We start from the raw sequence: 25,258 nt of genomic DNA on the forward strand, positions 1-25,258 counted from the left end.
TTACTGTCTGGCGTGAATCATCAAACCCTGGCCCCGGCCGGGGTTTGTTGTTTCTGCCCCCGCCGTTATCATCGCCGCATCTTGCGGGGGGATTTGTATGCTGAACGGCCTATGGCTTGGGTTTTTCGTGGTCGCGGCGATATCTGCGCTGGCGCAATGGCTGGTCGGGGGCAATGCCGGCGTTTTTGCCGCCATGGTCGAGAGCATCTTCGCCATGGCCAAGTTGTCGGTGGAAGTCATGGTGCTGTTGTTCGGCACCCTGACCCTGTGGCTGGGCTTTCTCAACATCGCCGAAAAGGCGGGTATCGTCGACTGGCTGGGCAAGGTCCTGGCGCCGCTGTTTCATCGCCTGATGCCCGAAGTGCCGCGCGGCCACCCGGCGCTGGGCCTGATCACCCTCAACTTCGCCGCCAACGCGCTGGGTCTGGACAACGCCGCCACGCCCATCGGCCTCAAGGCCATGCGCTCGCTACAAGAGCTCAATCCCAGCAAGACCATCGCCAGCAATGCGCAGATCCTCTTTCTGGTGCTCAACGCTTCCTCGCTGACGCTGCTACCAGTGACCATCTTCATGTATCGCGCCCAGCAAGGTGCCGCCGACCCCACCATGGTGTTCCTGCCGATCCTGCTCGCCACCAGCGCCTCGACGCTGGTCGGTCTGCTGTCGGTGGCGTTCATGCAGCGCCTCAAGTTGTGGGACCCGGTGGTGCTCGCTTACCTGATTCCAGGCGCGCTGCTGCTGGGCGGCTTCATGGCAGTGCTGGCCGGGCTGTCCGCCGCTGCGCTGTCGAGCCTGTCGTCGGTACTGGGCAACGTGACGCTGTTCGGCATCATCATGCTGTTCCTGGTAATTGGCGCGCTGCGCAAGGTCAAGGTGTATGAAACCTTTGTCGAGGGCGCGAAAGAAGGCTTCGACGTCGCCAAGAACCTGCTGCCCTATCTGGTCGCGATGCTCTGCGCCGTCGGCGTGCTGCGCGCATCGGGCGCACTGGATCTGATACTTGAAGGCATTCGCCACGGGATACAGTGGTTGGGCATGGACACCCGCTTCGTTGATGCGCTGCCGACCGCACTGGTCAAACCGTTCTCCGGCAGCGCGGCGCGGGCGATGCTGATCGAGACCATGAAAACCCAAGGTGTCGACAGCTTCCCGGCCCTCGTCGCGGCGACCATTCAAGGCAGCACCGAAACCACGTTCTACGTGCTGGCGGTGTATTTCGGTGCCGTGGGCATCCAGCGCGCGCGACACGCCGTGGGCTGCGCGCTGCTGGCGGAGTTCGCCGGTGTCGTCGCTGCGATTGCCGTCTGCTATTGGTTCTTCGGCTCGGCGGTGTAACGCCTCTCGCCCTGTTCAACGGTCCACTGCAACACTCGGGCGGCCAGCGTATCGCTGGCCTGGCCGAACGCCGAGACCACCGCCGACACCTGCTTGTCGGCCACTGGCTGATGCACTTCAAAACGCCGGCTCGCCACAATCCGCTGGCGATCGTCGGCCAGCCGCGCATCAAGGCGAATCACCACTTCAATGCCGGTCCCACGATACTCGCTCTGAAATGCCTGCAACTCCCCGCCCAATTCATAATCAGCCTGCAGATTGCTGTCGTCAGTGCTGATCGACTGCACTCGCCCATCGCTATAGAAAGCATCGGTCAAACGGTTGCGCAACAGGACCGGCGCCGGATCACTCCAGCGCGCGCCCTTGTAGCTGCTGATGACATTGCCCTCGGGGATAACGGCGATGCGCGGGCTGTCCAGTGTCTCGCTGGACTTGGGTCGTACCACCCGCAACGACCACGACACGGGCGACGTCCCTTTGCTGGCGGGCAATGCCGTTGGCAAACGGTAGACGTCCGAGGGCGCCTGTTCGGGGAGAATCGAACAGGCGCCGAGGGACAACAGCGTTGCCGCCAACAACAGTCGAGTAATGGACTGACCGACAAGCCTCATGGCTCGAACTCCTTATTCTTTTCGCTGCCCAGCAGGTAGCCGCTCGGGTTGGCATTCAGGCTGCGCGAGATGGTTTTCAATGAGCTGAGGGTTTCACGCAGCTCGCGAATTGCCGGGCCCAGCTCGCCCAGCCCTTGCAGCCCCTCGTTCACCGAATTCTGGTTGTTCTTGAGCAGCGTGTTGATGGTCTGGCTGCTTTGTTCGAGAGACTTCATCGCCTGTTGTGCGCTGGCGATGGTTTGCCTGCCGTCGCTGGTCAGCAGTTGGTTGGCGTTGCGCATCAGCGTTGAGGTTTGCTCCAGCGTCGCGCCGGCCTGCTTGCTCAGCAGCGTCATCTGCTTCAGGGCCTGGCGAATGTCGTCGCGTTGATCGGAGATCGCTCCGGTGGTCTGCTCCAGGTGTTGCAGCGTGCGCGACAGCGTCTGCACGTTGTTCGAGGAAAACATCGCGTTGGCGTTGTGCAGCAGCGTATTGGTGCCGCTGAGCAAGTCGTCGCTGTCGTTCAGCAGCCGCGAAATGGGCGACGGTGAGGCGATGATCACTGGCAGGTTGCCGCCCTCGCCCTTCAGCTCCTCGCTTTGCGGTGTGCCGCCGCTGAGCTGGATGAGCGATGTACCGGTGATGCCGGCCAGTGCCAGTTTTGCGAAGGTGTCGCGCTTGATCGGGGTTTCGCCGGCAACGCGGATCTGCGCCAGCACCCGGCGCGGGTCCTGCGGATCGAGACGTAACTGCACGACGTCACCGACCTTGATCCCGCTGTATTGAACGGGACTGCCGCGAGACAAGCCGGTCACTGCCTCGTTGAAGACAACCTGATAATCCTTGAAAGCCGAGTCGACGCTGGATTTTGCCAGCCACAGACCGAACAGCAGCGCGGCGGCGACCACGATCACCGTGAACAGGCCGATCAGAACGTGATGGGCGCGGGTTTCCATCATGAGACCTCGTGTGGGTGGGTGGCCGCCGAATAGGCCGAGCGGCCGCGGGGGCCATGAAAGTATTCGTGAATCCAGGCGTCCTTGGTCGCGGACACCTTGTCGATGCTGTCTGCGACCAGCACGCGCTTTTGCGCCAGCACGGCGACGCGGTCTGTGATTGTATAAAGCGTGTCGAGGTCGTGGGTGACCATGAACACGCTCAACCCCAATGCGTCGCGCAGGGTCAGGATCAACTGGTCGAACGCGCCGGCGCCTATCGGATCAAGCCCCGCCGTAGGTTCGTCCAGAAACAGGATGTCCGGGTCCAGCGCCAGTGCTCGCGCCAGCGCCGCGCGCTTGATCATGCCGCCCGAGAGCGACGCGGGGTACTTGTGCGCCGCTGACAGCGGCAGTCCGGCCAACGCCATTTTGATACCGGCCAGATGCTCGGCTTCCTCGCGGCTCAGCCCGGCATGTTCAATCAACGGCAGCGCGACGTTCTCCGAGATAGTCAGCGAGGAGAACAGCGCGCCTTTCTGAAACAGTACCCCGAAGCGTCGTTCCACTTGAGAGCGCGACTTGTCGGACAGATTCAGCAAATCCTGACCCAGGACGCGGACACTTCCTGCGGCGGGCCTTTGCAGTCCGACAATGCTGCGCAGCAAAACCGACTTGCCGGCACCGGAGCCGCCCACCACGCCAAGGATCTCCCCGCGATAAAGGTCCAGATCGAGGTTCTCATGCACCACTTGCGGGCCGAAGCGATTGCTCAGGCCGCGGACCTCGATCACCGTTTCGACGGGTTGTACGCAACGACGGGTCACCAGCCGATCTCCATGCAGAACATCGCAACCAGGGCGTCCAGCACGATGACCACAAAAATGGACTGCACGACGCTGGACGTCGTGTGGGCCCCGACAGATTCGGCACTGCCCTCGACCTTAAACCCCTCAAGGCAACCGATGGCTGCGATGAAGAACGCAAAGATCGGCGCTTTGGCGATGCCGACGAGAAAGTGCTGCACGCCGATATCGGCCTGCATCAACGACAGAAACATTGCCGGCGAGATGCCCAGCGACACAGCACAGACTACGCCGCCACCGACAATGCCGCAGATCATCGCGAGAAACGTCAGCATGGGCAGTGAGATAAGCAACGCGATCACGCGGGGCAATACCAGCAGCTCTGTAGGACTCAGCCCCAATGTTTGCAGCGCATCCAGTTCCTCGTTGGCTTTCATCGAGCCGATCTGCGCGGTGAAGGCGCTGGCCGTGCGACCGGCCAGCAGGATGGCGGTCAGCAGCACGGCGAATTCCCGCAGGAACGAAAAGCCGATCAGGTCGACGGTGAAAATAGTCGCGCCAAAAGCCTTTAGCACTGTGGCACCGAGAAAGGCCACCACGGCGCCGACCATGAAGGTCAGAAGCGCCACAATGGGCGCGGCGTCCAGGCCGATTTGCTCGATGTGGGCGATGACGGAAGTGGTACGCCAGCGCCGAGGGCGAAACAGCGTAGAAGCGAAGGTCTGCAGGATGAGCCCGATAAAGCCCAGCAGTTGCAGCGTGTCCTTCCAGATCACGTCCACCGCCGCGCCAATGCGCGCCAGCAGCTGCATGCCCACGGCCGCTTCCGGCTCTCGGACGGGCTGGCAGTAGTCAGCCAGTGCGCTCTGGATGGTTTGCATCAGCGCGCGGCTGGACTCCGGCAGGTTAGGCGCTTGAACGGCCAGCAACCGCAGGCGCTGCACGCCCAGCAGCTCTACCAGCAACGACGCGCCAGCGGTGTCGAGGGCGCCGAGTTCGTCCATGTCGACGAGGGTGGTTGGACTGAGTCCGGCGCTCAGTGCATCGGTCTGGCGCTTGAGTTCGCGGTAATGGGCGAGCGTCCAGTCTCCGGCAATCCGCAGCTGCACGGGATTGCTCGAAGTGTCCAACAAAACGCGCCCTGGAATCTTGGGCGCGGAAGAAGCCTGCGTGGTCAGTGAGGTCATAGCGACGAGCTTAGTTGTTTTTGGCCGGGTCAGAAGCGTTCTCGACGGGTGCGCCGTCTGCAGGTTTTTTCGCCCCTGAATCATCCGGCTCCGCAGCGTCGGTGCCAGGCTTCAGGCCCGCCGGTTTGATCTTGTTCCGCGTGACGGCAGGCTGATCGCGCTCGGTGACGTCGAAGCGCAGCACACCAATCATCTGCCCGTCCTCGGTGAGCACCCTCACTTGCCATTTGCCGAGCACGTCCGGCGGAAAGTTCTGCTTGTGCGTCCAGGCCCGATAGCCTTCTTCACGACCACCTTTGATGTCTAGAGCAATCCGCTCTACTTCCTCGCCGTTGTGGCGCCACACGTGATAAATCCGCTCATTCAGACCGCGCGGGGCGTTGATCGATGTATAGGCGTAGAGCCCGGCGCTGCGCAGCTGGTTAACGCCGATTTCCTGAATGCTCTCGCCGGGGGTGCGATTTTGGTTGTCGAAGCGCGTGCTGATCGCCGCCTCGGTCAGCCAGAGGGTCGCCGGCGGTACCCAGAATCGCGCCATCCAGCCCGCGCCGCCGATTGCCAGCGTCATGGCCACCACGCCGAGGCCGCGCTTCCAGCTGTTGATCGGATAGCCCGATGCCAGGCTCGGAAACGACAGCAGCATCGCAATGCCCAGCGCCAGCTTGTAGCTCTGGGCCGTGGTCAGGTGAACGATGATTGGCAGCGCCGTGAGCAGTGCAGCGAACAGCGTCAGGGTGTGCAGGGCCATGAACAGCCAGCGGCGCGGCGCCAGCCATTTGTAGTACAGAGGGTCGATGATCGAAATCAGACCTGCTGCGCCGAGCAACCCGGTGAACGCCAGCTGGCCGCTGTACCACGTGGTGGTGACGAAGAAGAACGGCAATACGAAAAACAGGCTTTCCTGATGGATCATCTGTGTGCCGTAGCGCAACAGAGGCTGCGGGATCTCGCGTTTAAACATCTTCGCGAACAGGGCGACGGCACTGTTTTCCACCATCAGCCAGATCCAGCTCACCAGCAGGATGACCGCAATCCAGGTCGCCAGCTTGGCTTGGCGATCCACCAGAATGAAGCTGCCGATGCCTGAGCAGAAACCGAAGAACGCAATCAGTCCGGGATAGCGCTTGATGAACTCAAGGGCGCGCTGTACCAGCGGGTTCTTAATGATTGCGTTAATGTCAGGCATCGTGGCGCGTCGCTCTTGGATATGGGTCTGGGTGTATAAAAAAAACAAAAATCGGACTGCGCCCACCGCGACGAAATCTTCGAACGCCTAACGCCTCGCTTACAACGGCCGCTTCTTGTAAATCCGCCATCGCCAGATAATCAGCAACGCCAACAGCGCCGTCAGCAGGCATCCGACGGCGTACAGCTCATCGTAGCTGAGCAGTGGCTCCTCGACGCGAAGATACCCGGGTTGCGCCAGCAGTTGACGCATCGCCTGATTGGCCAAGTCCAGGCTCACGCCACGGATTCGCTTGGCCGGATCCTGGAAGCGGCCATCGTCGTAATCATTCAGCGCACCCCAGTAATAGTCGGCCAGCGCGCTATTGCCTTGAACCGCCCACGCCTGCTTGGCAACGGACGCCTGTTGCAGCCGCGCAAAGGTGGCCGGGTCCATGCCCTCCTTGCGCAACCGCTGGAGCATTGAGCGCACCGCGGCAGTGGCCGAATCGACGTCTTCGCGGTTCAGATCAGCGTTGAGGCTGAGAAAACCCGTGTCCCCAAACGCTTCGCGATCGGCCCATGGTCCGTAGGAGTAACCCTTGTCCAGACGCAGTTCGCTGTACAGCGCCCAGTCCAGATAAGCCTTCACCAGATCCCAGGTCTCATCGTGCTGCTCGCCCATATCCGGCTCGGGGAACAGCAGATGCAGCTTCGCGCCATCACCCAATGCGCCGCGGATCAGCGTGCGCTCGGGATCGGCCTTCTCGGTCATCGAACGAAGCGGCGGATGTTCCGTCGGATCCACTGCATTCAACTGGCCGAAGGTGCGCTCCAGGTAGGCCGGCAGCAACTTGTCGAGGTCGCCCACGATGATCAGCGTCATGTTGTTGGAGGCGTACCAGTTGTCGTGGATATTCTCGATCTGCTCCAGCGTGAGGTGATCGACCTCGGGCCGTTCCGGGCATTTAAGGCCGAGCTCCACGGCAAGCTGGCTGCTGGCGCCGTGGCCCAGGTCGCGTTTGTCCAGCCAGCGTTGCAAATGCGAATAATGGCCACCGTCTTCACGAGCGACGATGCGCTTGGCGGTGTCCAGATTCGCCTGATTGATTTGCGTATGGGTCAGTAGATTGAGCAGCAGGTCGAGCACCTTGCGTTGATTCTGCGCTGGCGCCTCAATGACGAAGGTGGTGTCGGTGTTGCTGGTGAACGCGTTCCACTCGCCGCCCAACGCCTGCATCTGCTGCTCAAGGCCGCCCTCACCGCTATTGTCGATCCCGCTGAAAAGCAGATGCTCAAGCAGGTGCGGCAGCTCTTTGTCTTCGCATTTGAAGTCATCGAAGCCAATACCGACAACGAGACGAATAGACACGTGACCTTTGTCCGCAGGCTTGAGCAGCAACTGCAAACCGTTGGGCAGCACGTAGCCCTCGACCTGAAACCGGTCAAGGGCCACGGAAGAAAGGGATGTCAGAACCAAGCAAAAGAACAGCAGGCAACGCATAAAAACGGGCTTCCTTGCGGGCCGGTATGTGTAACAGACTTCGCAGCGGCCCCTGCGTTCACCACGATTATTCCGCATTGCCCTCGCTGGACAAGGCGCCTGTGTCGGTGGTTTCAAGGACCGCGTAGGCGCTGCTGCAGAACAGCGAGTTCAAGCGTTTCATGTCGGAGATCAACTCGAGGTGCAGGGAACTGGTCTCGATACTTTGCACGATCTTACGTTGCAGCCTGCTGACATGGGCATGGGCCAGGCGCCGCTCCTGTGCCCGAAAACGACGCTTCTCGCGCAACAACTGGCGCGCACTTTCCGGGTCACCGCTCAGGAAGACCGACAGGCCAAGACGCAGATTCGCCATCAGTTGCTCATGCAGCCCGGAGAGTTCTTCCAGGCCGACATCGGAAAACGACCGCCGCTGCGACGTCTTCTGCTGCTGGACCTTGCGCAGCATGCGCTCGATCAGCCCGCTGGCCAGCTCCAGGTTGATCGCCAGCTCGATAATCTCTGCCCAGCGGCGATTGTCCTGATCGCTGAGGTCATCGCGTGGCATCTGCGCCAGGTACAACTTGATGGCGTTGTAGAGCACCTCGACATCATCATTGAGTCGGCGCACTTCCTGAGTGACCGCCGTCTGGTTGCCTCGCAGCACCTCTTGCATGGCATTGAGCATGCTGTCGATCAGATCGCCCATGCGCAGGGTTTCGCGCACGGCATTGGCCAGCGCCAGGCTCGGCGTGGCGAGTGCGGTCAGGTCCAGATGGCGAGGCTTGGTCTGGCCGTTGATCTCCGCCTGCTGCGGCAGAATTGACGCGCACAGGCGCCCCATCGGTCCCACTGTCGGCAGCATGATCAGGCAGCGCAGCGAGTTGTAGATCACGTGGAAGCTGATGACCAGGCTCGACGGGCTGACATTCAGCGTGTCCATCCAGGCCACCAGCGGGGTCAGCACCGGGGTGATCAGCAACAGGCCGATCAGCTTGTACAACAGGCTGCCCAACGCTACTTGCCGACCGGCGACGTTTTGCATGCTCGTGCTGAGGAATGCCAACAGACCGCTGCCGATGTTGGCGCCGATCACCAGGCCGATCGCCACCGGCAGGCTGATGATTTCCGCGCCCGCGAGGGTCGCCGTCAGCAGCACGGCGGCGAGGCTTGAATAGGAGATCAGCGCGAACATGGCGCCGACCAATGCATCGAGCAGAAGATCGCCCGTCAGTGACGCGAACAACACCTTCACCCCGGCCGCCTGAGTGATCGGCGCGGCAGCAGTGACGATCAGCTGCAAGGCGAGAATGATCAAGCCCAGACCGATACCGACACGACCCAATTGGCCGATACGGGTTTGTTTGCGCGACAGAAAGAAGACAACGCCCAGAAAGATCAGCAGTGGCGACAGCCACGACAGGTCGAACGTCAGGATTCGCGACATCACCGCAGTACCGACGTCGGCACCAAGCATGATGGCAAGTGCTGGCGTCAGACCCATCAAGCCCTGGCCGACGAAGGACGTCACCAGCATCGCCGTGGCGTTACTGCTTTGTACCACTGCGGTGACCAGTATCCCCGCGACAAATGCCAGCGGGCGTTTGGACATGTTCTGGCCAATGACCCGGCGCAGCTGCGAGCCGTAGACACGCAGAATGCCGGTCCGAACGATGTGTGTGCCCCAGATCAATAGCGCGACGGCGGAAAGCAAATCGAGCAGGGTCAGCATACGGAGAGCCCCCTGTAGGTTGCCCATCGGGCAAAGTTAAAAGATCCAGCGTGTAGCGAGCGTAGGCGCTTGAGGTGCATCGAACAGCGCGCTCAACTAAAGCTTTAGTCGGCCTGCGGCCTTAATGCCAGCATGGCACAGGGGATTATTTCTTGAAACAAATCTGTCATAAATCAGGTGTTTGAAGCTGCACCTTTGTGCCCTGCCAATAAAAAACGGGGCATTCACAGCCCCGTTGTTTTGACGTCTGTACGGCGGACGTTATTGACCCGGCACGTCCTTGCGAAGTTTCACCGGGTCCTGCATTGCACGCTTTTTAGCCATCGAGGTGCGCATCTTGATGTTGATCGCCTCGACCGCCAGCGAGAACGCCATGGCGAAGTAGACGTAGCCCTTGGGCACATGAACATCGAACGACTCGGCAATCAGCACGGTACCGACGACGATCAGGAACGAGAGCGCCAGCATTTTCAGCGATGGGTGCTTCTCGATGAAGTCGCTGATAACGCCCGCGCACAGCATCATGATCAGTACCGCCACGATGATCGCCGCGACCATCACCGGTACATGGGAGACCATGCCGACGGCAGTGATGACCGAATCCAGCGAGAATACGATGTCGATGATTGCAATCTGAAGGATGGTGTACAGAAACATGCCGCCCTTGCCTTTCGGCTCGTCCAGCGTCTCATCTTCGCCTTCCATGCCGTGATAGATCTCTTGCGAGCTCTTCCACAACAGAAACAGACCACCGAAGAACAGGATCAGGTCGCGCCCGGAAATGCCCTGGCCCCAGACCACGAACAGGTCGTCCGTGAGGCGCATGACCCAAGTGATCGACAGCAGCAGCAGAATCCGCGTCACCATCGCCAGCGCCAGACCGAAGATTCGGGTGCGCGGCTGCATCGCCTTGGGCATGCGGCTGACCAGGATCGAGATCATGATGATGTTGTCGATGCCCAGCACGATTTCCAGGGCAGTCAGCGTGAAGAAAGCAACCCAGATCTCAGGGTTGGTCAGCCATTCCATTACGTATTCCTTTAAGCGTTCGTATTCCCGCTGGCGCGGCGGCGCCAGAGGGAGCGTTGAGTTGCGTTATAGACTGCTGAAAAACGGGAAAATCCCCATCAGCAGTGCAGCGATCAGTATGCACACGCACACCAGCACGGCCCATTTGAGGGTAAAGCGCTGGTGATCACCGAACTCGATGCCCGCCAGTGCCACCAGCAGATACGTCGAAGGCACCAACGGACTCAACAGGTGGACGGGTTGGCCGACGATCGAGGCACGTGCCATTTCCACCGGGCTGATACCGTAATGCGAAGCGGCTTCGGCCAATACCGGCAGCACGCCGTAGTAGAACGCATCGTTGGACATGAAGAAGGTGAACGGCATGCTGACAACCGCCGTGATCACGGCCAGATAAGGGCCCATCGCGTCCGGGATCACGGCCAGCAGGCTCTTCGACATCGCGTCGACCATTCCGGTGCCGGACAGGATACCGGTAAAGATCCCCGCAGCAAAAATCAGTCCGACCACCGCCAGCACGCTGCCGGCGTGGGCCGCGACACGGTCTTTCTGCGCTTGCAGGCACGGGTAGTTGACGATCATCGCGATACTGAATGCGATCATGAACAGGACCGGCAGCGGCAGCAGGCCCATGATCAGCGCCACCATCAGCACCAGCGTCAGGGCGGCGTTGAACCAGATCAGTTTGGGACGACGGGCTTCAGGAAACTGCGAAACGCTGATGTCGCTGTGATCGACTTCGTCACCCGGCAGGTGCAGTTCACCCAGGCGCGCACGTTCACGTTTGCCGTAGAAGTAGGCGATCACCAGAATTGCCACGACGCCCGCCAGCATTGCCGGAATCATGGGCACGAAGATGTCGGATGGATCGACATGCAGGGCGCTTGCCGCACGCGCGGTCGGGCCGCCCCATGGCGTCATGTTCATCACGCCGCCGGCCAGAATGATCAAGCCGGCCATGATGCGCGGGCTCATGCCCAGACGGCTGTACAGCGGCAGCATGGCGGCCACGCAGATCATGTACGTCGTGGCGCCGTCACCGTCCAGGGAGACAACCAGCGCCAGTACTGCCGTACCGACCGACACTTTGACCGGGTCGCCCTTCACCAGCTTGAGGATCTTGCGCACGGCCGGGTCGAACAGCCCGGAGTCGATCATCAGTGCGAAATAAAGAATGGCGAACATCAGCATCACGCCCGTTGGCGCAAGCTTGGTGATGCCCGCAAGCATCATTGGGCCGATTTCCGAGGCGAAGCCACCGAACAGGGCAAACACGATAGGAACGATGATCAAGGCAATGAGCGCTGACAGGCGCTTGCTCATGATCAGGTACATGAAGGCGACGACCATGGCGAAGCCGAGGAAGGTCAACATAGCAATACTCCAGCGTTACGCGGCGGGGAACAGACGAGACGAATCGATCAGCTCAAGACGAGCGGCGCGTGGAGTCGGGGATTACGGAGGGGGTACTGCAGGGCACATGCAAGCATCGGGAATCACCTAATTGTTGTTGTAGACGGGCCGGAGAACGTCAAGCGCGTTCGTCCTGGCCGACCGGTCTTTCGCCGGCGGTAAGGTGATGCTAAACGGGGAAGCTTTCAGCCAGCTTTCGTTGCACTTCTCAAGTTGACGAGCGGGAATTTGAGTTATCCACCTCAGGATGCGGTCAGACCCATACACAATCGGGAGAGTCCTCATGAGTCAATTGCATACTGGCGGATGCCATTGCGGCAATCTGCGTTACCAGCTCGATGGCCCCGTTGATGACGTTGCCCACTGCCACTGTTCGATTTGTCGGCGCACGTCAGGCGGCATTGTGATGACCTGGACCAGCGTGCCGGTCGATGCTTTCAAATGGCTGGCGGGCAGCCCCACCACTTATGATTCGGGTGCGACGTGCGTAAGGTATTTCTGCAATAACTGTGGAGCGCAGGTCGCGCTGTTCAGCCGCAATAGCCCGGAGACCATGGATGTGACCATCGCCACCCTCGATCATCCGGAGCTGACGCCTGCCGATCGACACATCTGGACCGACAGCCGCCTGCCCTGGCTGCACCTCGACGAGCATCTGCCAAGCGAGCCTGGGGAAACTGCCTGAACTATCGCGGAGCGTTTAGCCGCGCAATGATCAAGGCAGCTCCAGCCCTCCCGCTGCCTTGTGCAACGCCCGAAGGTGCTCGCCGACCTGCTTGAGGTTGTCTTCGGTCGCAGCGATCTCGGCGGCACGGTCGGGATCGAGCAGCGCCCTCACCTCTTTGTCCAGGTCGCCGCTGAGCCGCTGCAGTTGTTTCTGCCGCTGACTGCTCTCGTCTTCCAGGCGCTTCCACTCGCCTTCCTGCGGCAGACCGTAGCCGCCGCTGCCGAGCAATTCTGCGGGACGACTCAGGAATCCGCTGTTGGCCAGAATGTCCTGCAGCGTGCCAGTCGCCCTGGAGACGCCGTTATCCTTTTGCTCCACGGCACTGAGGTAGCGCTGCTTGACCTCATCCTGCGCCAGCAATAACTGACGACGCAGCCCGGCCTGTTCCAGCAGCAGCATCGCCGCGCTGGTGCGTAGATCCGCCTGAGCGAAATAAGGGCGTCGCTCCTGGGGCGTCAGTGCCAGCCAGTCTTCCACCGTGGTTTGCTTGACACGGGTGGTCTTGCGCAGCACATCGAACATCGCCTGGTAACGGTCTCGGTACGAGTCGAAGCGGTAGCCCATGCGCAGCGCTTTCTTCGGATCGTCCAATACGCTGGTGTCTGCCAGTCCCCTGCCCTTCAGCACTTCCAGCAGCCCGTTGGGCATGATGCTGTCCAGCCCGACAAGCCGCGGATCGTCAGTGCCGCTGCGCAGTAGTTTCAGGTTTTCCACCGCGCAGTTATTGGACAGGAACCAGTAATCCCCGTCGTATGCCCAGTGCATCTCGGCGGCGTGTTGAACCAGGCCGTTGATCTCCTCACGGGACAGTTTCAGCGGGACCGAGGCCAGGCCGCGCAGTTCGGTCTTGGTGTACTCATCGATGACCTGACCCAGCGGCAGGACAAACAGGCGCGACGGATATTTGCCGGTCAAGCCGCTCCAGCTGGACAGCTGCAGGTCGTTGACAAAGGCGCGGTACGACAGCACCAGGTGCTGATCCAGGTCCAGCCGGCAGTCAGGGCCACGCGGGCGACCGGGCTTGCAGATCACCAGCCGCAGCATGCTATGGCCCCAACGGCTCGCCAGATTCTGGTTGGCCTCGGCCAGCAGGTAATCGACTTCGTAAACCCGCTCGGGGTCGAGCTTGCCCAGCGGCTCCCGGGCAAAGTCGTTACCGGCGTTGAGATAAGGATAGGACGTCGGGCACTGATCCTTCGTCGCTGGCGCCCAGTTGAACCGGGCCTTGTAATAGTCGTACAGCGCTGGACGGCGGCAGGCGTAAGCGGGATCGAGGAGGAAGTACTCCATGTTCACCGCAACGAATTCCAGCGGGCTGCTGATCTCGTAGATGTCCGGACTGCGCGCGACCTGGCCGTTGCGCTCTTCCCTGTCACCGCGGCGGCCGACGTATTGCGGCCAGCCGGCCAGATCCAGAAGGCGCGGATCATCACTCAACGTGAAGCGTCGGTCGGTTTGCCCCCGGCAGCTGTCACGCAGGCCTACTTTGCCCACGCTCTTGCCCTGTCGGGCACAAGCGACAATCAGCCTCCGGTCTTCAGGAGACCAGAGCTGCGCGTGATCATAGATATGGGTCAGCTCATGCAGAACCGTGGCGAGCATTTCCTCGCGCACGGTGCCGTGAGGACGATTGGTTCGGGTCGTTGCGGCGCTGCCATCGGTCAGGCCTGCGAGCAGGTGCTCATTCAGGTCCAGACGGTACGGACCGTCTGCACGACCGTAGGCATTGGACGGCATGTCGTCGGTCCAATGCACTTCGACCTTTCTATCAAGCTTGCTGACAAACAATGGCGGCAGGTGCGCCATGGCTTCGTCGAGCAATGTCTGGCTGGCCTTTTGTTGAGCAGGACTGAGCCCGTCGGTATGCAGCGACAGGCTGAGGTCGGCGAAGGCGTTCGTGCAAATCAGCGAGAGCGCCGACATCAGCAGCCAGACAGCGAGGCGTTTCACAGTGCGAGGATGGCCTCGGCGAGGTCCTGGTCACTGGCGTTGCGGGCTTCAGGCAGGCGATCGCGCAATGTGATGAAAGCTGCGTCGAGCAGTGCGCCATGGATATCGCCGTTACTGGCAACATAACTGGCGGCATCGTCACGGGCTTCAAGCACGAGTTTCCAGTTGCGCACGGATGAAGTGGTGTCTGAGGTGAAATCGATGCTGCGGCCGAGGGCGCGAACGACGATGTTACTGGTGGCCTTCAGGGTTTGTGCCTGTGCCATGTCAGTCAGCAAGAGCAGGCCGAGGGCGGCAGCGATCAGCGGGGTACGCATGGAACGTCTCCAAAATACGGAAGTTACAAAAAAGTGACTATTGGACGAGGATTGCCTGCGCCAGTTCAAGGTCGCTTGCATGAAGTTTTGGACGGGATTGACGCAGGTACTTAATCGCCGACTCCAGCCGTGCTCCTCGCAGTTGGCCGTCACTGGCGACAAACACTGCAGCATCATCCTGGGCGGCAATTATCAACTTGCTATCGAAAGGCCCTGTCGTCACCTGGCTGGTGGCGTATCCGGTTTTGACCAGGCTTTGAGTGGTCACATCGAACGCCAGAGCCTGAGTGGAAACACTCAAGGTGGCGGTGACGGCAAGCACTAGGCGAGACAACGATTGCATGGCTATTCAGGGCTGTTCAGGTTTAGCGATACGAGTCGCAAGGCTAGCGCAACACCCGGGCCAGAGCCAGAGCAAAGGCCCAGGCGCGCGCTGGATTAACCTGTCGCGATACTGAATCAGATGGCAAGAATCGCTTGTGCGAGTTGCGCGTCCGACGCTTGCAGGCCAGGTGCAACCTCGCGAATGTGCTGCAGGGCGCCCTGAAGCTTCACGCCACGGATCTCGCCTTCGCTGGCAACGAAGCTTGCTGCGTCGTCGCGGGCGGCCAGAACGATCTTGTCGTCATGGAAGGAGGAGGAGATTTTAGACGTGGCATTGGAGGAAGCATCTAGCGCACGGACGATGGTGTCAGTTGTAACGACGAAACTGGAAGCCTGGGCTCCGGTTGCAGCAGCGATCAGCAAAGCGGCACTCAACAGACGAACGCGAGACATATAGGCACTCCAAAGTAACGGGATTCGAAAACCACTGACGCTTAAATCGGAAGCTCAGCGATAGCTGTCTCGCGAGTGCGTGGTCACGGTAGCCGAAGATTAGCTTATAAGCGGTCGCGCGAGCCATCCCGGCCTTGTGCAGGTCGCAACATTGCGATGCACACTTGCTACAAATGCCCCGGAGTTATTGCTCTGTATAGGTGTTTAAACAGATTTATTAAACTGTACTGGTCAACGCTTACCAGGCTTTGCTTCCGGCTGAAACGACAAAACCCGTCAGCAGTGACCTGCTGACGGGTTTTGTTTGAACAATTCGGGTTGCTGGTGAGAGGCGCGTAGTCTTGGACCAGCAGACGCTAAATTAGCGCCAGAACGGCTTGCTCAGCTCTTCGTAACGCTGGGATTCGCTGATACCGGCGTCAGCCAGCAAGCGTGCATCCAGACGAGCCAGTTGATGGCGGCTGGACAGACGACGCTGCCAGAGCATCAGATTGGCGAACATGCGCAGCGGCAACGAGGCTTGTGCGGTTTTTGCGGTTTCTTCGTAGAACAGTTCGGAACTGACGGTGCGTTCCATGATGCTTCTTCCTTCCGCTTGTGGCGGGATTAGAGAGTGACTTGATTGGTGACAATATTCCTCTCATTGCCCTTCTCTCTCTAGACACAGTTCATTTGTATTGTGCTGCTCCAGTTAACTGTTAAACACCACTGTTTTGTTCGGAAGCGGGGCAACTGTACGGGTCTGCACCAGAAGTGTGCTTTTTGGATGCTTAGAGAGGGGATTCCCGGTTCTGCCCAGGAAAAATCACCCATACAGCAGTACAGTTTTGGCCGGATTTGCGTTCACCGCGCGAACTGTGACGACGAAAGGTCGCCGCCACTGACAAACTGTGTTTTCAGATCGCCAACATGCGACCCGTTTCTTCCAGATTGAGGTGCCAACTCAGTGCATCCCGCAGAACATGTGGGGTGTGACCGCCAATTGCGCAGGCCCGGCGGAAGTAGTCATTAAGCGCCTCGCGATACGCCGGGTGCACGCAGTTGTCGATGATGACCCGGGCGCGTTCGCGGGGTGCCAGACCTCGCAGGTCTGCCAGTCCGATCTCTGTCACCAGGATGTCGACGTCGTGTTCGGTGTGATCTAAATGGCTGACCATGGGCACAACACTCGAGATGGCCCCGGCTTTGGCAATCGACTTGGTCACGAAAATGGCGAGATGGGCGTTACGCGCGAAATCCCCCGAACCCCCGATCCCGTTCATCATCCGCGTGCCACCCACGTGGGTGGAATTGACGTTCCCGTACAGGTCGAATTCCAGGGCAGTGTTAATGCCGATGATGCCCAGCCGGCGTACGACCTCCGGATGGTTAGAGATCTCCTGAGGCCGCAATAACAGTCTGGATCTGTACTGCTCAAGGTTGTCATAGACCGCGGCATGCTTACGCTCGGACAGCGTCATGGAACAGCCCGAAGCAAAATCCAGCTTCCCCGCCTCGAACAGATCGAACGTCGAGTCCTGTAGCACTTCCGAATACATGGTCATGCCGTGAAAGGGTGAATCGATCAGCCCCGTCATCACGGCATTGGCGATCGTGCCTACCCCCGCCTGCAGCGGCATGAGCTGGTTGGTGAGTCGGTTCAGTCGCACTTCATTCTTGAAGAACTCGACAAGGTGGCCTGCGATGGCCTGAGTGTCCGTGTCTGCCGGCAATACGGTCGACGGCGAGTCGGGTTGATTGCTGATCACGATGCCGACGATCTTCGCCGGATCAATCTTCACCGCCTGACTGCCGATTCGGGTGTCAGTCTTCAGCACCGGGATCGGCAGGCGCGTTGGCCGGTAAGTGGGTATATAGATGTCATGCAGCCCCTCGAGCTCCAAGGGCTGGGCGAGGTTGATCTCGATGATCACGTGTTCCGCAAGAATGGCGAAGCTCGCCGAGTTGCCGACTGACGTGCTGAGCACCAGGTGCCCTTCTTCGGTGATTGCCACACATTCAATCACGGCGATATCCACTGCCTTGATCTGGCGATTGCGCAACTGCTCGACGGTGTCCGACAAGTGTTGATCGATAAACATCACAGTGCCGTCGTTGATGGCCTTGCGCAGGGTGCTGTCGACCTGAAACGGCATGCGGCGAGAAAGCACGCCAGCTTCCGTCAGTTGCTTGTCCAGATCATTGCCCAGGCTGGCGCCGGTCATCAGGCTGATCTTCAACGGTGTGGTCTTGGCTCGATCGGCCAGCGCCTGGGGCACGGCTTTGGCTTCCCCGGCGCGGGTGAAGCCGCTCATGCCGACGGTCATGCCGTCCTTGATCAAGGAAGCGGCGTCGGCCGCACTCATTATCTTGCTCATCAGCGAGGGCAGACGGATTCGTTCACGGTGCATGGTGTTTAATCTCATGACAAAGATGCGTGAGCGAAGTCTAGAGATTTGAGGTTTGTTCGTCCCGCTACCAAGGTCGCAATAAAGGCTCTAATTAGCGCCTCTGCGCGAGAAACACTTTTACCTGGGCTGTAAAAAACCCTCGGCCATGAGCTGCGCCGAGGGTTGTTTTAGCTCGAGTAGCTGTGGCTATTCGATCGCTTTGACCATGTCTTCAATGACCTTTTTGGCGTCACCAAACACCATCATGGTTTTGTCCAGATAGAACAGCTCGTTATCCAGGCCGGCATAGCCGCTGGCCATGGAGCGCTTGTTGACGATGATGGTCTTGGCCTTGTACGCCTCAAGAATTGGCATGCCGGCAATTGGCGACTTGGGATCGTTCTTGGCCGCCGGATTGACCACATCGTTGGCGCCTAACACCAGGACGACGTCCGCCTGACCGAATTCGGAGTTGATGTCCTCCATCTCGAACACCTGATCGTAAGGCACCTCGGCCTCCGCCAGCAGCACGTTCATATGCCCCGGCATCCGACCGGCCACCGGGTGGATCGCGTACTTCACCGTGACGCCTGCGTGGCTCAGCTTTTCGGTCAGCTCTTTAAGCGCGTGTTGCGCTCGAGCGACCGCCAGCCCGTAGCCCGGCACTATGATCACGGTATCAGCGTTGGTCAGCAGGAAAGTCGCGTCGTCAGCCGATCCCGATTTGACCGGGCGGGCTTCCTGGGTGCCGCTCGCAGTACCGGCATCCGTTGCGCCACCGAAGCCGCCACCAATCACGTTGAAGAACGAGCGGTTCATCGCTGTGCACATGATGTACGACAGAATCGCGCCGGAAGAGCCGACCAGGGAGCCGGCGATGATCAGCATCGAGTTGTTCAGCGAGAAGCCAATACCCGCCGCTGCCCAGCCCGAATAACTGTTGAGCATCGACACCACGACCGGCATGTCTGCGCCGCCAATCGGAATAATCAGCAGCACGCCAATCACGAACGCCAGGATCAGCATGACGCTGAACGCGAACAGGCTGCCCGTCAGCATGAACGTGATACCGAACAGCAGTGTCGCCAGACCCAGAGTCAGATTGAGCTTGTGCTGACCGGCAAACTGCACCGGTGCGCCCTGGAACAGGCGGAATTTGTATTTGCCGGACAATTTGCCGAACGCGATGACCGAACCTGAGAACGTGATCGCCCCGATCGCCGCGCCAAGGAACAACTCCAGACGGTTGCCCGCTGGAATCGGATCACCCAAGTGGTGAACGATGCCGAGCGACTGTGGTTCGACGACGGCAGCGATGGCGATGAATACGGCTGCCAGACCAATCATGCTGTGCATGAAGGCGACCAGTTCCGGCATCTTGGTCATTTCGACGCGCTTGGCCATGATCGAGCCGGCAGTGCCGCCGACCAGCAAACCGATCAGGATATAACCAATGCCTGCGCTGGCACCGTCTGTAGACAGCGCGGCCAGTTTGAAGACCAGTCCGATCGTAGTCAGAACAGCCAGGCCCATGCCGAGTATGCCGAACAGGTTGCCTCGGCGCGATGTGGTCGGGTGAGACAAGCCCTTCAGCGCCTGGATGAAACAGATTGCTGAAACGAGGTAAAGCAATGTGACGAGGTTCATGCTCATTACTTGGCTACCTCGTCTTTAACCTTGGGCGCTTTCTTTTTGAACATCTCCAGCATGCGCCGGGTGACCAGAAAACCGCCGAAAACGTTAACGGCGGCCAGTGCGACCGCCAGCGTGCCCATGGTTTTGCCCAGTGGCGTTACTGTCAGCGCTGCGGCCAGCATGGCGCCGACGATGACGATGGCCGAGATAGCATTAGTAACCGCCATCAACGGGGTGTGCAGCGCAGGCGTCACGTTCCAGACCACGTGGTAGCCGACATAAATGGCCAGCACGAAAATGATCAGGTTGTAGATACCGGGTGAGATGAACTCTTCCATTATTTTTATCCTCAGCCGTTCTTGCGGATGACTTGGCCATCGCGGCACATAAGGCACGCGGCAACGATGTCGTCTTCGAGGTTGATCTGGAACTGTCCTTCCTGGTTGAAGAGCAGCTTCATGAAGTCCAGCAGGTTGCGCGCATAAAGAGCAGATGCATCCGCCGCGACCATGGCAGGCAGGTTCGTGTGGCCGACGATGGTCACCCCGTGCTCGACCACCACTTGGTCTGCCACCGTCAGCGGACAGTTGCCGCCCTGCGCAGCAGCCAGATCGATTACCACCGAACCGGGCTTCATCTGTGCAACTGTTTCAGCGCTCAAAAGCACTGGCGCTTTGCGGCCGGGGATCAGCGCCGTTGTAATGACGATGTCCGCCTGCCTGGCGCGCTCATGCACGGCCACTGCCTGACGCTGCATCCAGCTGGCCGGCATCGGGCGGGCGTAACCGCCGACGCCCACGGCAGCCTCGCGCTCCTCGTCGGTCTCGTATGGCACGTCAACGAACTTGGCCCCCAGCGATTCGATCTGCTCCTTGACGGCCGGACGTACGTCGGAAGCCTCAATGACCGCACCCAGACGTTTGGCAGTGGCGATGGCCTGGAGCCCCGCAACGCCCGCTCCGAGAATCAGCACGCGCGCTGCTTTCACCGTACCGGCCGCTGTCATCAGCATGGGCATGAAGCGTGGGTAGTGATGCGCCGCCAACAGGACAGCCTTATAGCCGGCAATGTTGGCTTGGGAAGACAACACGTCGAGGCTTTGCGCGCGCGAGGTGCGTGGCGCCGCTTCGAGGGCAAAGGCGGTGATCCCGCGCTCGGCCAGCCTGGCGATCATGTCGTTATTGAAAGGGTTGAGCATCCCGACAACCACTGCGCCGCTTTTGATCAGCGTGAGCTCAGCGTCGCTGGGAGCGGAGACCTTGAGAATGAGTTCGGCACCGAATGCATCGGCGGCACTGCCCACCAGGGCGCCTGCTGCCTCATAAGCACTGTCGGTCACGCTCGCTGCAAGGCCCGCGCCGTTCTGAACAGTCACTGTGTGGCCTTGGGCGATGAGTTTTTTGATGGTCTCGGGAGTGGCGGCGACCCGGGTTTCACCAAGCTGGGTTTCGAGGGGGACTCCAATGTGCACGTCAAATCTCCTGCGTGATCTTATTGTCTTTAATGAGGCCAGCGCGCTACGGCCCGAGGGCTGGAATTGCGATCACTATGCCCGTTAAAGCAGCCGGGCGCGGCATTTTGCAGGGGATGCCAGAGGCCTTCAAGGGTTTCTGTAACTGAACGAAAAATGTACTACAAGTCATCCTGTGACCGATTGACGCACTAACCAGCTCAACGTATTGATCCGTATGGCATTTTGGGAATTTGAGGCGCTGGGTGCCCCTCAATCGATGAGGTACGAGGACCAGCCGAAATCAGGCTGTAGGGCGCTATTTGTATGACTATTGGTTGTTTAGATAAAAAAAGTTGGGTGTGTCATAAATGCGACAAATCAAGATATCTGTAGGTTTCAAAGTGAACGGACTACAGAAAAGTATGGGGGTTGTGAAGGGCTCTCAAGGCAACGAATAGGTCCCGGCCTGCTGGATAAGCCAGTCGCGAAACGCTTTCAGAGAGGCCGATTCCGTTTTGCGCTCCGGAATCATCAAGTAATACGCCTTAGCGCTTGAAAGCTGGTGCGGGTTGGCAATCACCAGTCGTTTTTCGGCCAATTCACGCTGAATAAGAAATGGCGGGATCAGCGCCACACCCATGTCGTGCATGGCGGCCTGCGCAAGCATCGAGAATAGCTCGTAACGCGGACCTGTCATGTCACGGGCCACGGACACGTCCAGCGAATTGAACCACTGCCGCCAGGCGTAGGGCCGAGTGGTCTGTTGAAGCAGCGGCATCTCGGCCAGGTCATGAGCGCTGATGCTGTGCCGTTCCCCGAGCAATGCGGGGCTGCAGACTGGCATAGGGTTTTCGCCCATTAGTCTGTGGGATTCGGTACCGGACCAATCAGCATCGCCAAAGTAGATCGCTGCGTCGAATTCGGTATCCGCGAACAGAAACGGGCGCGTGCGGTTGGTCAGGTTAATAGTGACGTCAGGGTGTTTCTTCTGAAAATCTTTAAGGCGCGGAAGTAGCCATTGCGTGCCGAATGTAGGCACCACCGCAAGTTCGATCACATTGACGCCCTGATGACCCATCACCGACAGCGTGTCGCGCTCAACGGCATCGAGTTGGGTGGCGATGCGCCGGCTGTAGGAAAGGCCCGCTTCAGTAAGCTTCACACCCCGTCGCGAGCGTCGGAATAGGCTGACATTCAAGAACTCTTCCAGGCTCGCGATCTGACGGCAGATCGCGCTCTGGGTCAGAGAAAGCTCCTCGGCCGCCTTTGTGAAGCTCTCGTGTCGCGCGGCTGCCTCGAAGCTTATCAGCGCAGCGGTGCTTGGGATTTTACGACGCATGTACCTTTGCCTCACTTAGAAGGGTGGGCCGAGTGCTGCCTAGCGTATTTCGGAGTGAGAAATTAGCACAAGATGATGCGAAATCGTCGTTTGCTCCATTAAGGCTTCAAGCCTAGGCTCGCTTCATTACTTTACCGGCAGGTCCGGAAGCGCATTTGGTGAGGAGAGAATCATGAGCGGCAAGGCAAGTTTCAGTTGGATCGACCCCCTGTTGCTGGACCAGCAACTCACCGAAGAAGAGCGCATGGTCCGCGACAGCGCCGAGCAGTTCGCCAACGACAAGCTGGCGCCGCGCGTGCTTGAAGCCTTCCGGCATGAAAAGACAGACCCGGCGATCTTTCGCGAGATGGGTGAGATAGGTCTGCTCGGTGCCACGATCCCGGAGCAGTACGGCGGTAGCGGTCTGAACTATGTGTGTTACGGCTTGATCGCTCGCGAAGTCGAGCGCGTCGATTCCGGTTATCGCTCGATGATGAGCGTGCAGTCCTCTCTGGTCATGGTGCCTATCAACGAATTCGGCACCGAAGCGCAAAAACAGAAGTACCTGCCAAAACTCGCGTCCGGAGAATGGATTGGTTGCTTCGGCCTGACCGAACCCAATCATGGTTCGGATCCGGGCGCGATGATCACCCGTGCGCGGAGCGTCGAAGGCGGCTATCGTCTCACCGGCAGCAAAATGTGGATCACCAACAGCCCGATCGCTGACGTGTTCGTTGTCTGGGCCAAGGATGACGCTGGGGACATCCGTGGCTTTGTGCTGGAAAAAGGCTGGCATGGCCTGACTGCTCCGGCGATTCACGGCAAGGTCGGCCTTCGCGCCTCGATCACAGGCGAGATCGTGATGGACAACGTGTTTGTGCCGGAAGAGAACATCTTCCCGGACGTCCGAGGTCTAAAAGGGCCTTTCACGTGCCTGAACTCCGCACGCTATGGCATCTCCTGGGGCGCCTTGGGGGCCGCCGAGTTTTGCTGGCACACCGCGCGTCAATACACGCTGGACCGTCAACAGTTCGGCCGTCCGCTCGCAGCCAATCAGTTGATCCAGAAAAAGCTCGCTGATATGCAGACCGAGATCACGTTGGCGCTCCAAGGCTGCCTGCGTCTTGGCCGGATGAAAGACGAGGGTACTGCTGCGGTCGAAATCACCTCCATCATGAAACGCAACTCCTGCGGCAAGTCCCTGGACATCGCGCGTATGGCGCGTGACATGCTGGGCGGTAACGGTATTTCTGATGAGTTCGGTATCGCCAGGCATCTGGTCAACCTGGAAGTGGTGAATACCTATGAAGGTACTCATGACGTCCATGCGCTCATCCTGGGTCGCGCGCAGACCGGCATTCAGGCCTTCTACTAAGGAGCCTGCCATGGGCGCGTTATCTCATCTGCGTGTGCTGGACTTGTCTCGGGTTCTTGCCGGGCCTTGGGCGGGGCAAATTCTGGCTGACCTGGGTGCGGAGGTGATCAAGATCGAGCGCCCCGGCAATGGCGACGACACACGCGCATGGGGTCCCCCCTTTCTGAAGGATCCGCGCGGAGAAAATACGTCCGAAGCTGCGTACTACCTTTCGGCCAACCGCAACAAGCAGTCAGTCACCATAGATTTCACTCAGCCCGAAGGGCAAAGGCTGGTTCGCGAGCTGGCGGCCCGGTCCGATATCGTCATCGAGAATTTCAAGGTTGGCGGGCTGAAGGCCTACGGCCTGGACTACGAATCGCTGCAGCTGGAAAACCCAAGGCTCATCTATTGCTCGATCACCGGGTTCGGTCAGACGGGGCCATACGCCAAGCGAGCAGGTTACGACTTTATGATTCAGGGGCTCGGTGGACTCATGAGTCTTACCGGTCGTCCCGAGGGGGAAGATGGTGCCGGCCCGGTCAAGGTAGGCGTGGCCCTGACGGATATTCTGACAGGGCTGTATTCGACTTCTGCGATTCTCGCTGCTCTGGCGCACCGGGACCAGGGAGGGCCCGGACAGCATATCGATATGGCCTTGCTGGATGTACAGGTCGCCTGCTTGGCGAATCAGGCAATGAATTACCTGACTACAGGGGTCTCGCCAAGGAGATTGGGTAATGCTCACCCGAATATCGTGCCCTACCAGGATTTCCCTACTGCCGATGGCGATTTCATTCTCACGGTAGGCAACGACAACCAATTCCGGAAATTTGCGGAAGTGGCCGGGCAACCGCAGTGGGCCAGCGATCCGCGGTTTGCGACTAACAAGCAGCGCGTGGCGCATCGTGCCGAGTTGATCCCGCTGATTCGGCAGGCCACCGTCTTCAAGACAACTGCCGAGTGGGTCACGGCATTGGAGGTTGCGGGCGTTCCGTGTGGGCCTATTAACGATGTCGCCCAGGTGTTCGCAGATCCGCAGGTGCAGTTCCGCGGCTTGCAGGTGGACTTGCCGCATGCGTTGGGCGGAACGGTTCCTCAAGTCGCCAGCCCTATCCGTTTATCAGCGACGCCTGTTGAATATCGGCGTGCGCCGCCGTTGTTGGGAGAGCATACGTTGGAGGTTCTCACCGGCGTATTGGGCTTATCAGACGCTGACGTAATGACGCTGCGTGAAGCGGGTGTTCTTTAGAGGCTTATTCTCTCGCGGGTGTGATCGCATGGTCTCTATATAAACAGAAGGGAAGTATAGGATTTCATTGGAGTTTTAGCTTTTTCGCTAAAAGTTCAAATTAGGTGTTGACGCCCCTCTGGATCTGTCTATAATTCGCCCCACTTCCGGCGCAGACGAAACGGAAAACTCCTTGATAATCAAAGAGTTGGACGAAGTAAGCAGCGAGGAATGCTTCGGTTCAGATGCTTGAATCGACAGCGGTGAAAAAGGCAGTTGACAGCAGGTTGTAACGCTGTAGAATTCGCCTCCCGCTGACGTGAGACGTTAAGTCGAACGAAGCGCAAGTGGTTGAAGTTGATAAGGAAACTTTGAAAACTTCTTAAAATAACCGCTTGACAGAGACAAGAGACGCTGTAGAATGCGCGCCTCGGTTGAGACGAAAGATCTTA

General features: G+C 59.4%; 23 protein-coding genes. 4 read left to right on the forward strand and 19 right to left on the reverse strand.

The window, feature by feature from the left end:
* Window positions 1-97 precede the first annotated feature (97 nt).
* A complete protein-coding gene (locus tag BMY98_RS21810; RefSeq protein WP_074892461.1) occupies window positions 98-1,336 on the forward strand; it encodes a nucleoside recognition domain-containing protein in 1,239 nt (412 codons plus the stop codon).
* Here BMY98_RS21810 and BMY98_RS21815 read toward each other — a convergent pair.
* The 9 genes from BMY98_RS21815 to BMY98_RS21855 form a co-directional block, all read right to left on the reverse strand.
* The gene (locus BMY98_RS21815; RefSeq protein WP_074892462.1) at window positions 1,309-1,947 is read right to left on the reverse strand and encodes an ABC-type transport auxiliary lipoprotein family protein; all 639 of its coding nucleotides are present in this window, start codon (window positions 1,945-1,947) and stop codon (window positions 1,309-1,311) included. The genes BMY98_RS21810 and BMY98_RS21815 overlap by 28 nt on opposite strands.
* Window positions 1,944-2,882, reverse strand: a complete 939-nt coding sequence (locus BMY98_RS21820; RefSeq protein ID WP_074892463.1) for an MlaD family protein — start codon at window positions 2,880-2,882, stop codon at window positions 1,944-1,946. The genes BMY98_RS21815 and BMY98_RS21820 overlap by 4 nt, the downstream gene beginning before the upstream one ends.
* Window positions 2,882-3,688, reverse strand: coding sequence for an ABC transporter ATP-binding protein (locus BMY98_RS21825; RefSeq protein WP_074892464.1), 807 nt, complete (start codon window positions 3,686-3,688; stop codon window positions 2,882-2,884). Before BMY98_RS21825 ends, BMY98_RS21820 begins: the two co-directional genes overlap by 1 nt.
* Entirely contained in the window at window positions 3,685-4,854 is a 1,170-nt protein-coding gene (locus tag BMY98_RS21830; protein ID WP_074892465.1) for an ABC transporter permease, read from the reverse strand. The genes BMY98_RS21825 and BMY98_RS21830 overlap by 4 nt, the downstream gene beginning before the upstream one ends.
* Window positions 4,855-4,864: 10 nt before the next feature.
* Window positions 4,865-6,040, reverse strand: coding sequence for a DUF5924 family protein (locus BMY98_RS21835; RefSeq protein ID WP_074892466.1), 1,176 nt, complete (start codon window positions 6,038-6,040; stop codon window positions 4,865-4,867).
* Window positions 6,041-6,139: 99 nt separating this feature from the next.
* Window positions 6,140-7,522, reverse strand: a complete 1,383-nt coding sequence (locus tag BMY98_RS21840) for a M16 family metallopeptidase (protein WP_074892467.1) — start codon at window positions 7,520-7,522, stop codon at window positions 6,140-6,142.
* Window positions 7,523-7,589: 67 nt separating this feature from the next.
* Entirely contained in the window at window positions 7,590-9,233 is a 1,644-nt protein-coding gene (locus tag BMY98_RS21845; protein WP_074892468.1) for a Na/Pi cotransporter family protein, read from the reverse strand.
* A gap of 261 nt (window positions 9,234-9,494) precedes the next feature.
* Window positions 9,495-10,262 (reverse strand): TerC family protein, encoded by a 768-nt coding sequence (locus BMY98_RS21850; RefSeq protein WP_074892469.1) that lies wholly within the window; start codon window positions 10,260-10,262, stop codon window positions 9,495-9,497.
* A gap of 66 nt (window positions 10,263-10,328) precedes the next feature.
* Entirely contained in the window at window positions 10,329-11,636 is a 1,308-nt protein-coding gene (locus BMY98_RS21855) for a CitMHS family transporter (RefSeq protein ID WP_065987898.1), read from the reverse strand.
* A 322-nt stretch (window positions 11,637-11,958) separates the two neighbouring features.
* Between BMY98_RS21855 and BMY98_RS21860 the strand changes: the two genes are divergently transcribed.
* Window positions 11,959-12,360, forward strand: coding sequence for a GFA family protein (locus BMY98_RS21860; RefSeq protein WP_074892470.1), 402 nt, complete (start codon window positions 11,959-11,961; stop codon window positions 12,358-12,360).
* Between the two features lie 30 nt (window positions 12,361-12,390).
* Here BMY98_RS21860 and BMY98_RS21865 read toward each other — a convergent pair whose 3' ends face one another.
* The 10 genes from BMY98_RS21865 to BMY98_RS21910 form a co-directional block, all read right to left on the reverse strand.
* Window positions 12,391-14,352: a DUF7844 domain-containing protein gene (locus tag BMY98_RS21865; RefSeq protein WP_074892471.1), complete on the reverse strand. Its 1,962-nt coding sequence runs from the start codon at window positions 14,350-14,352 to the stop codon at window positions 12,391-12,393.
* Window positions 14,349-14,669 carry a DUF2388 domain-containing protein gene (locus tag BMY98_RS21870; RefSeq protein ID WP_037017155.1) on the reverse strand — a complete coding sequence of 107 codons (321 nt, stop codon included), beginning with the start codon at window positions 14,667-14,669 and terminating at the stop codon, window positions 14,349-14,351. Before BMY98_RS21870 ends, BMY98_RS21865 begins: the two co-directional genes overlap by 4 nt.
* Before the next feature lie 37 nt (window positions 14,670-14,706).
* The gene (locus tag BMY98_RS21875; RefSeq protein WP_074892472.1) at window positions 14,707-15,012 is read right to left on the reverse strand and encodes a DUF2388 domain-containing protein; all 306 of its coding nucleotides are present in this window, start codon (window positions 15,010-15,012) and stop codon (window positions 14,707-14,709) included.
* 116 nt (window positions 15,013-15,128) lie between these two features.
* Window positions 15,129-15,446, reverse strand: coding sequence for a DUF2388 domain-containing protein (locus BMY98_RS21880; protein WP_074892473.1), 318 nt, complete (start codon window positions 15,444-15,446; stop codon window positions 15,129-15,131).
* A gap of 361 nt (window positions 15,447-15,807) precedes the next feature.
* Window positions 15,808-16,023 carry a DUF1127 domain-containing protein gene (locus BMY98_RS21885; protein WP_074892474.1) on the reverse strand — a complete coding sequence of 72 codons (216 nt, stop codon included), beginning with the start codon at window positions 16,021-16,023 and terminating at the stop codon, window positions 15,808-15,810.
* 319 nt (window positions 16,024-16,342) lie between these two features.
* On the reverse strand, window positions 16,343-17,836 hold the full coding sequence (gene scpC, locus BMY98_RS21890) for a succinyl-CoA:acetate CoA-transferase ScpC (RefSeq protein WP_074892475.1): 1,494 nt from the start codon (window positions 17,834-17,836) through the stop codon (window positions 16,343-16,345).
* Between the two features lie 186 nt (window positions 17,837-18,022).
* On the reverse strand, window positions 18,023-19,468 hold the full coding sequence (locus tag BMY98_RS21895) for an NAD(P)(+) transhydrogenase (Re/Si-specific) subunit beta (RefSeq protein WP_074892476.1): 1,446 nt from the start codon (window positions 19,466-19,468) through the stop codon (window positions 18,023-18,025).
* Window positions 19,468-19,788 carry an NAD(P) transhydrogenase subunit alpha part 2 gene (locus tag BMY98_RS21900; protein ID WP_074892477.1) on the reverse strand — a complete coding sequence of 107 codons (321 nt, stop codon included), beginning with the start codon at window positions 19,786-19,788 and terminating at the stop codon, window positions 19,468-19,470. Before BMY98_RS21900 ends, BMY98_RS21895 begins: the two co-directional genes overlap by 1 nt.
* 11 nt (window positions 19,789-19,799) lie before the next feature.
* Window positions 19,800-20,921, reverse strand: coding sequence for a Re/Si-specific NAD(P)(+) transhydrogenase subunit alpha (locus BMY98_RS21905; protein ID WP_074892478.1), 1,122 nt, complete (start codon window positions 20,919-20,921; stop codon window positions 19,800-19,802).
* A 424-nt stretch (window positions 20,922-21,345) separates the two neighbouring features.
* On the reverse strand, window positions 21,346-22,242 hold the full coding sequence (locus tag BMY98_RS21910) for a LysR family transcriptional regulator (RefSeq protein ID WP_074892479.1): 897 nt from the start codon (window positions 22,240-22,242) through the stop codon (window positions 21,346-21,348).
* 172 nt (window positions 22,243-22,414) lie between these two features.
* Here BMY98_RS21910 and BMY98_RS21915 point away from each other — a divergent pair, with 172 nt between their 5' ends.
* Window positions 22,415-23,596 (forward strand): acyl-CoA dehydrogenase, encoded by a 1,182-nt coding sequence (locus tag BMY98_RS21915; protein ID WP_074892480.1) that lies wholly within the window; start codon window positions 22,415-22,417, stop codon window positions 23,594-23,596.
* 10 nt (window positions 23,597-23,606) lie between these two features.
* Window positions 23,607-24,827 (forward strand): CaiB/BaiF CoA transferase family protein, encoded by a 1,221-nt coding sequence (locus BMY98_RS21920; RefSeq protein ID WP_074892481.1) that lies wholly within the window; start codon window positions 23,607-23,609, stop codon window positions 24,825-24,827.
* Window positions 24,828-25,258: the final 431 nt, after the last annotated feature.

The organism is Pseudomonas graminis (assembly GCF_900111735.1).
GTDB lineage: Bacteria > Pseudomonadota > Gammaproteobacteria > Pseudomonadales > Pseudomonadaceae > Aquipseudomonas > Aquipseudomonas graminis.

What these genes read in the sequence shown, in the direction of transcription:
- BMY98_RS21885 (WP_074892474.1), bottom strand. Translation starts at nt 16,023, where the DNA reads ATGGAACGCACCGTCAGTTCCGAACTGTTCTACGAAGAAACCGCAAAA.
- BMY98_RS21810 (WP_074892461.1), top strand. Translation starts at nt 98, where the DNA reads ATGCTGAACGGCCTATGGCTTGGGTTTTTCGTGGTCGCGGCGATATCT.
- BMY98_RS21815 (WP_074892462.1), bottom strand. Translation starts at nt 1,947, where the DNA reads ATGAGGCTTGTCGGTCAGTCCATTACTCGACTGTTGTTGGCGGCAACG.
- BMY98_RS21900 (WP_074892477.1), bottom strand. Translation starts at nt 19,788, where the DNA reads ATGGAAGAGTTCATCTCACCCGGTATCTACAACCTGATCATTTTCGTG.
- scpC (WP_074892475.1), bottom strand. Translation starts at nt 17,836, where the DNA reads ATGCACCGTGAACGAATCCGTCTGCCCTCGCTGATGAGCAAGATAATG.
- BMY98_RS21840 (WP_074892467.1), bottom strand. Translation starts at nt 7,522, where the DNA reads ATGCGTTGCCTGCTGTTCTTTTGCTTGGTTCTGACATCCCTTTCTTCC.
- BMY98_RS21830 (WP_074892465.1), bottom strand. Translation starts at nt 4,854, where the DNA reads ATGACCTCACTGACCACGCAGGCTTCTTCCGCGCCCAAGATTCCAGGG.
- BMY98_RS21870 (WP_037017155.1), bottom strand. Translation starts at nt 14,669, where the DNA reads ATGCGTACCCCGCTGATCGCTGCCGCCCTCGGCCTGCTCTTGCTGACT.
- BMY98_RS21860 (WP_074892470.1), top strand. Translation starts at nt 11,959, where the DNA reads ATGAGTCAATTGCATACTGGCGGATGCCATTGCGGCAATCTGCGTTAC.
- BMY98_RS21820 (WP_074892463.1), bottom strand. Translation starts at nt 2,882, where the DNA reads ATGGAAACCCGCGCCCATCACGTTCTGATCGGCCTGTTCACGGTGATC.
- BMY98_RS21910 (WP_074892479.1), bottom strand. Translation starts at nt 22,242, where the DNA reads ATGCGTCGTAAAATCCCAAGCACCGCTGCGCTGATAAGCTTCGAGGCA.
- BMY98_RS21835 (WP_074892466.1), bottom strand. Translation starts at nt 6,040, where the DNA reads ATGCCTGACATTAACGCAATCATTAAGAACCCGCTGGTACAGCGCGCC.
- BMY98_RS21875 (WP_074892472.1), bottom strand. Translation starts at nt 15,012, where the DNA reads ATGCAATCGTTGTCTCGCCTAGTGCTTGCCGTCACCGCCACCTTGAGT.
- BMY98_RS21895 (WP_074892476.1), bottom strand. Translation starts at nt 19,468, where the DNA reads ATGAGCATGAACCTCGTCACATTGCTTTACCTCGTTTCAGCAATCTGT.
- BMY98_RS21880 (WP_074892473.1), bottom strand. Translation starts at nt 15,446, where the DNA reads ATGTCTCGCGTTCGTCTGTTGAGTGCCGCTTTGCTGATCGCTGCTGCA.
- BMY98_RS21915 (WP_074892480.1), top strand. Translation starts at nt 22,415, where the DNA reads ATGAGCGGCAAGGCAAGTTTCAGTTGGATCGACCCCCTGTTGCTGGAC.
- BMY98_RS21845 (WP_074892468.1), bottom strand. Translation starts at nt 9,233, where the DNA reads ATGCTGACCCTGCTCGATTTGCTTTCCGCCGTCGCGCTATTGATCTGG.
- BMY98_RS21855 (WP_065987898.1), bottom strand. Translation starts at nt 11,636, where the DNA reads ATGTTGACCTTCCTCGGCTTCGCCATGGTCGTCGCCTTCATGTACCTG.
- BMY98_RS21920 (WP_074892481.1), top strand. Translation starts at nt 23,607, where the DNA reads ATGGGCGCGTTATCTCATCTGCGTGTGCTGGACTTGTCTCGGGTTCTT.
- BMY98_RS21850 (WP_074892469.1), bottom strand. Translation starts at nt 10,262, where the DNA reads ATGGAATGGCTGACCAACCCTGAGATCTGGGTTGCTTTCTTCACGCTG.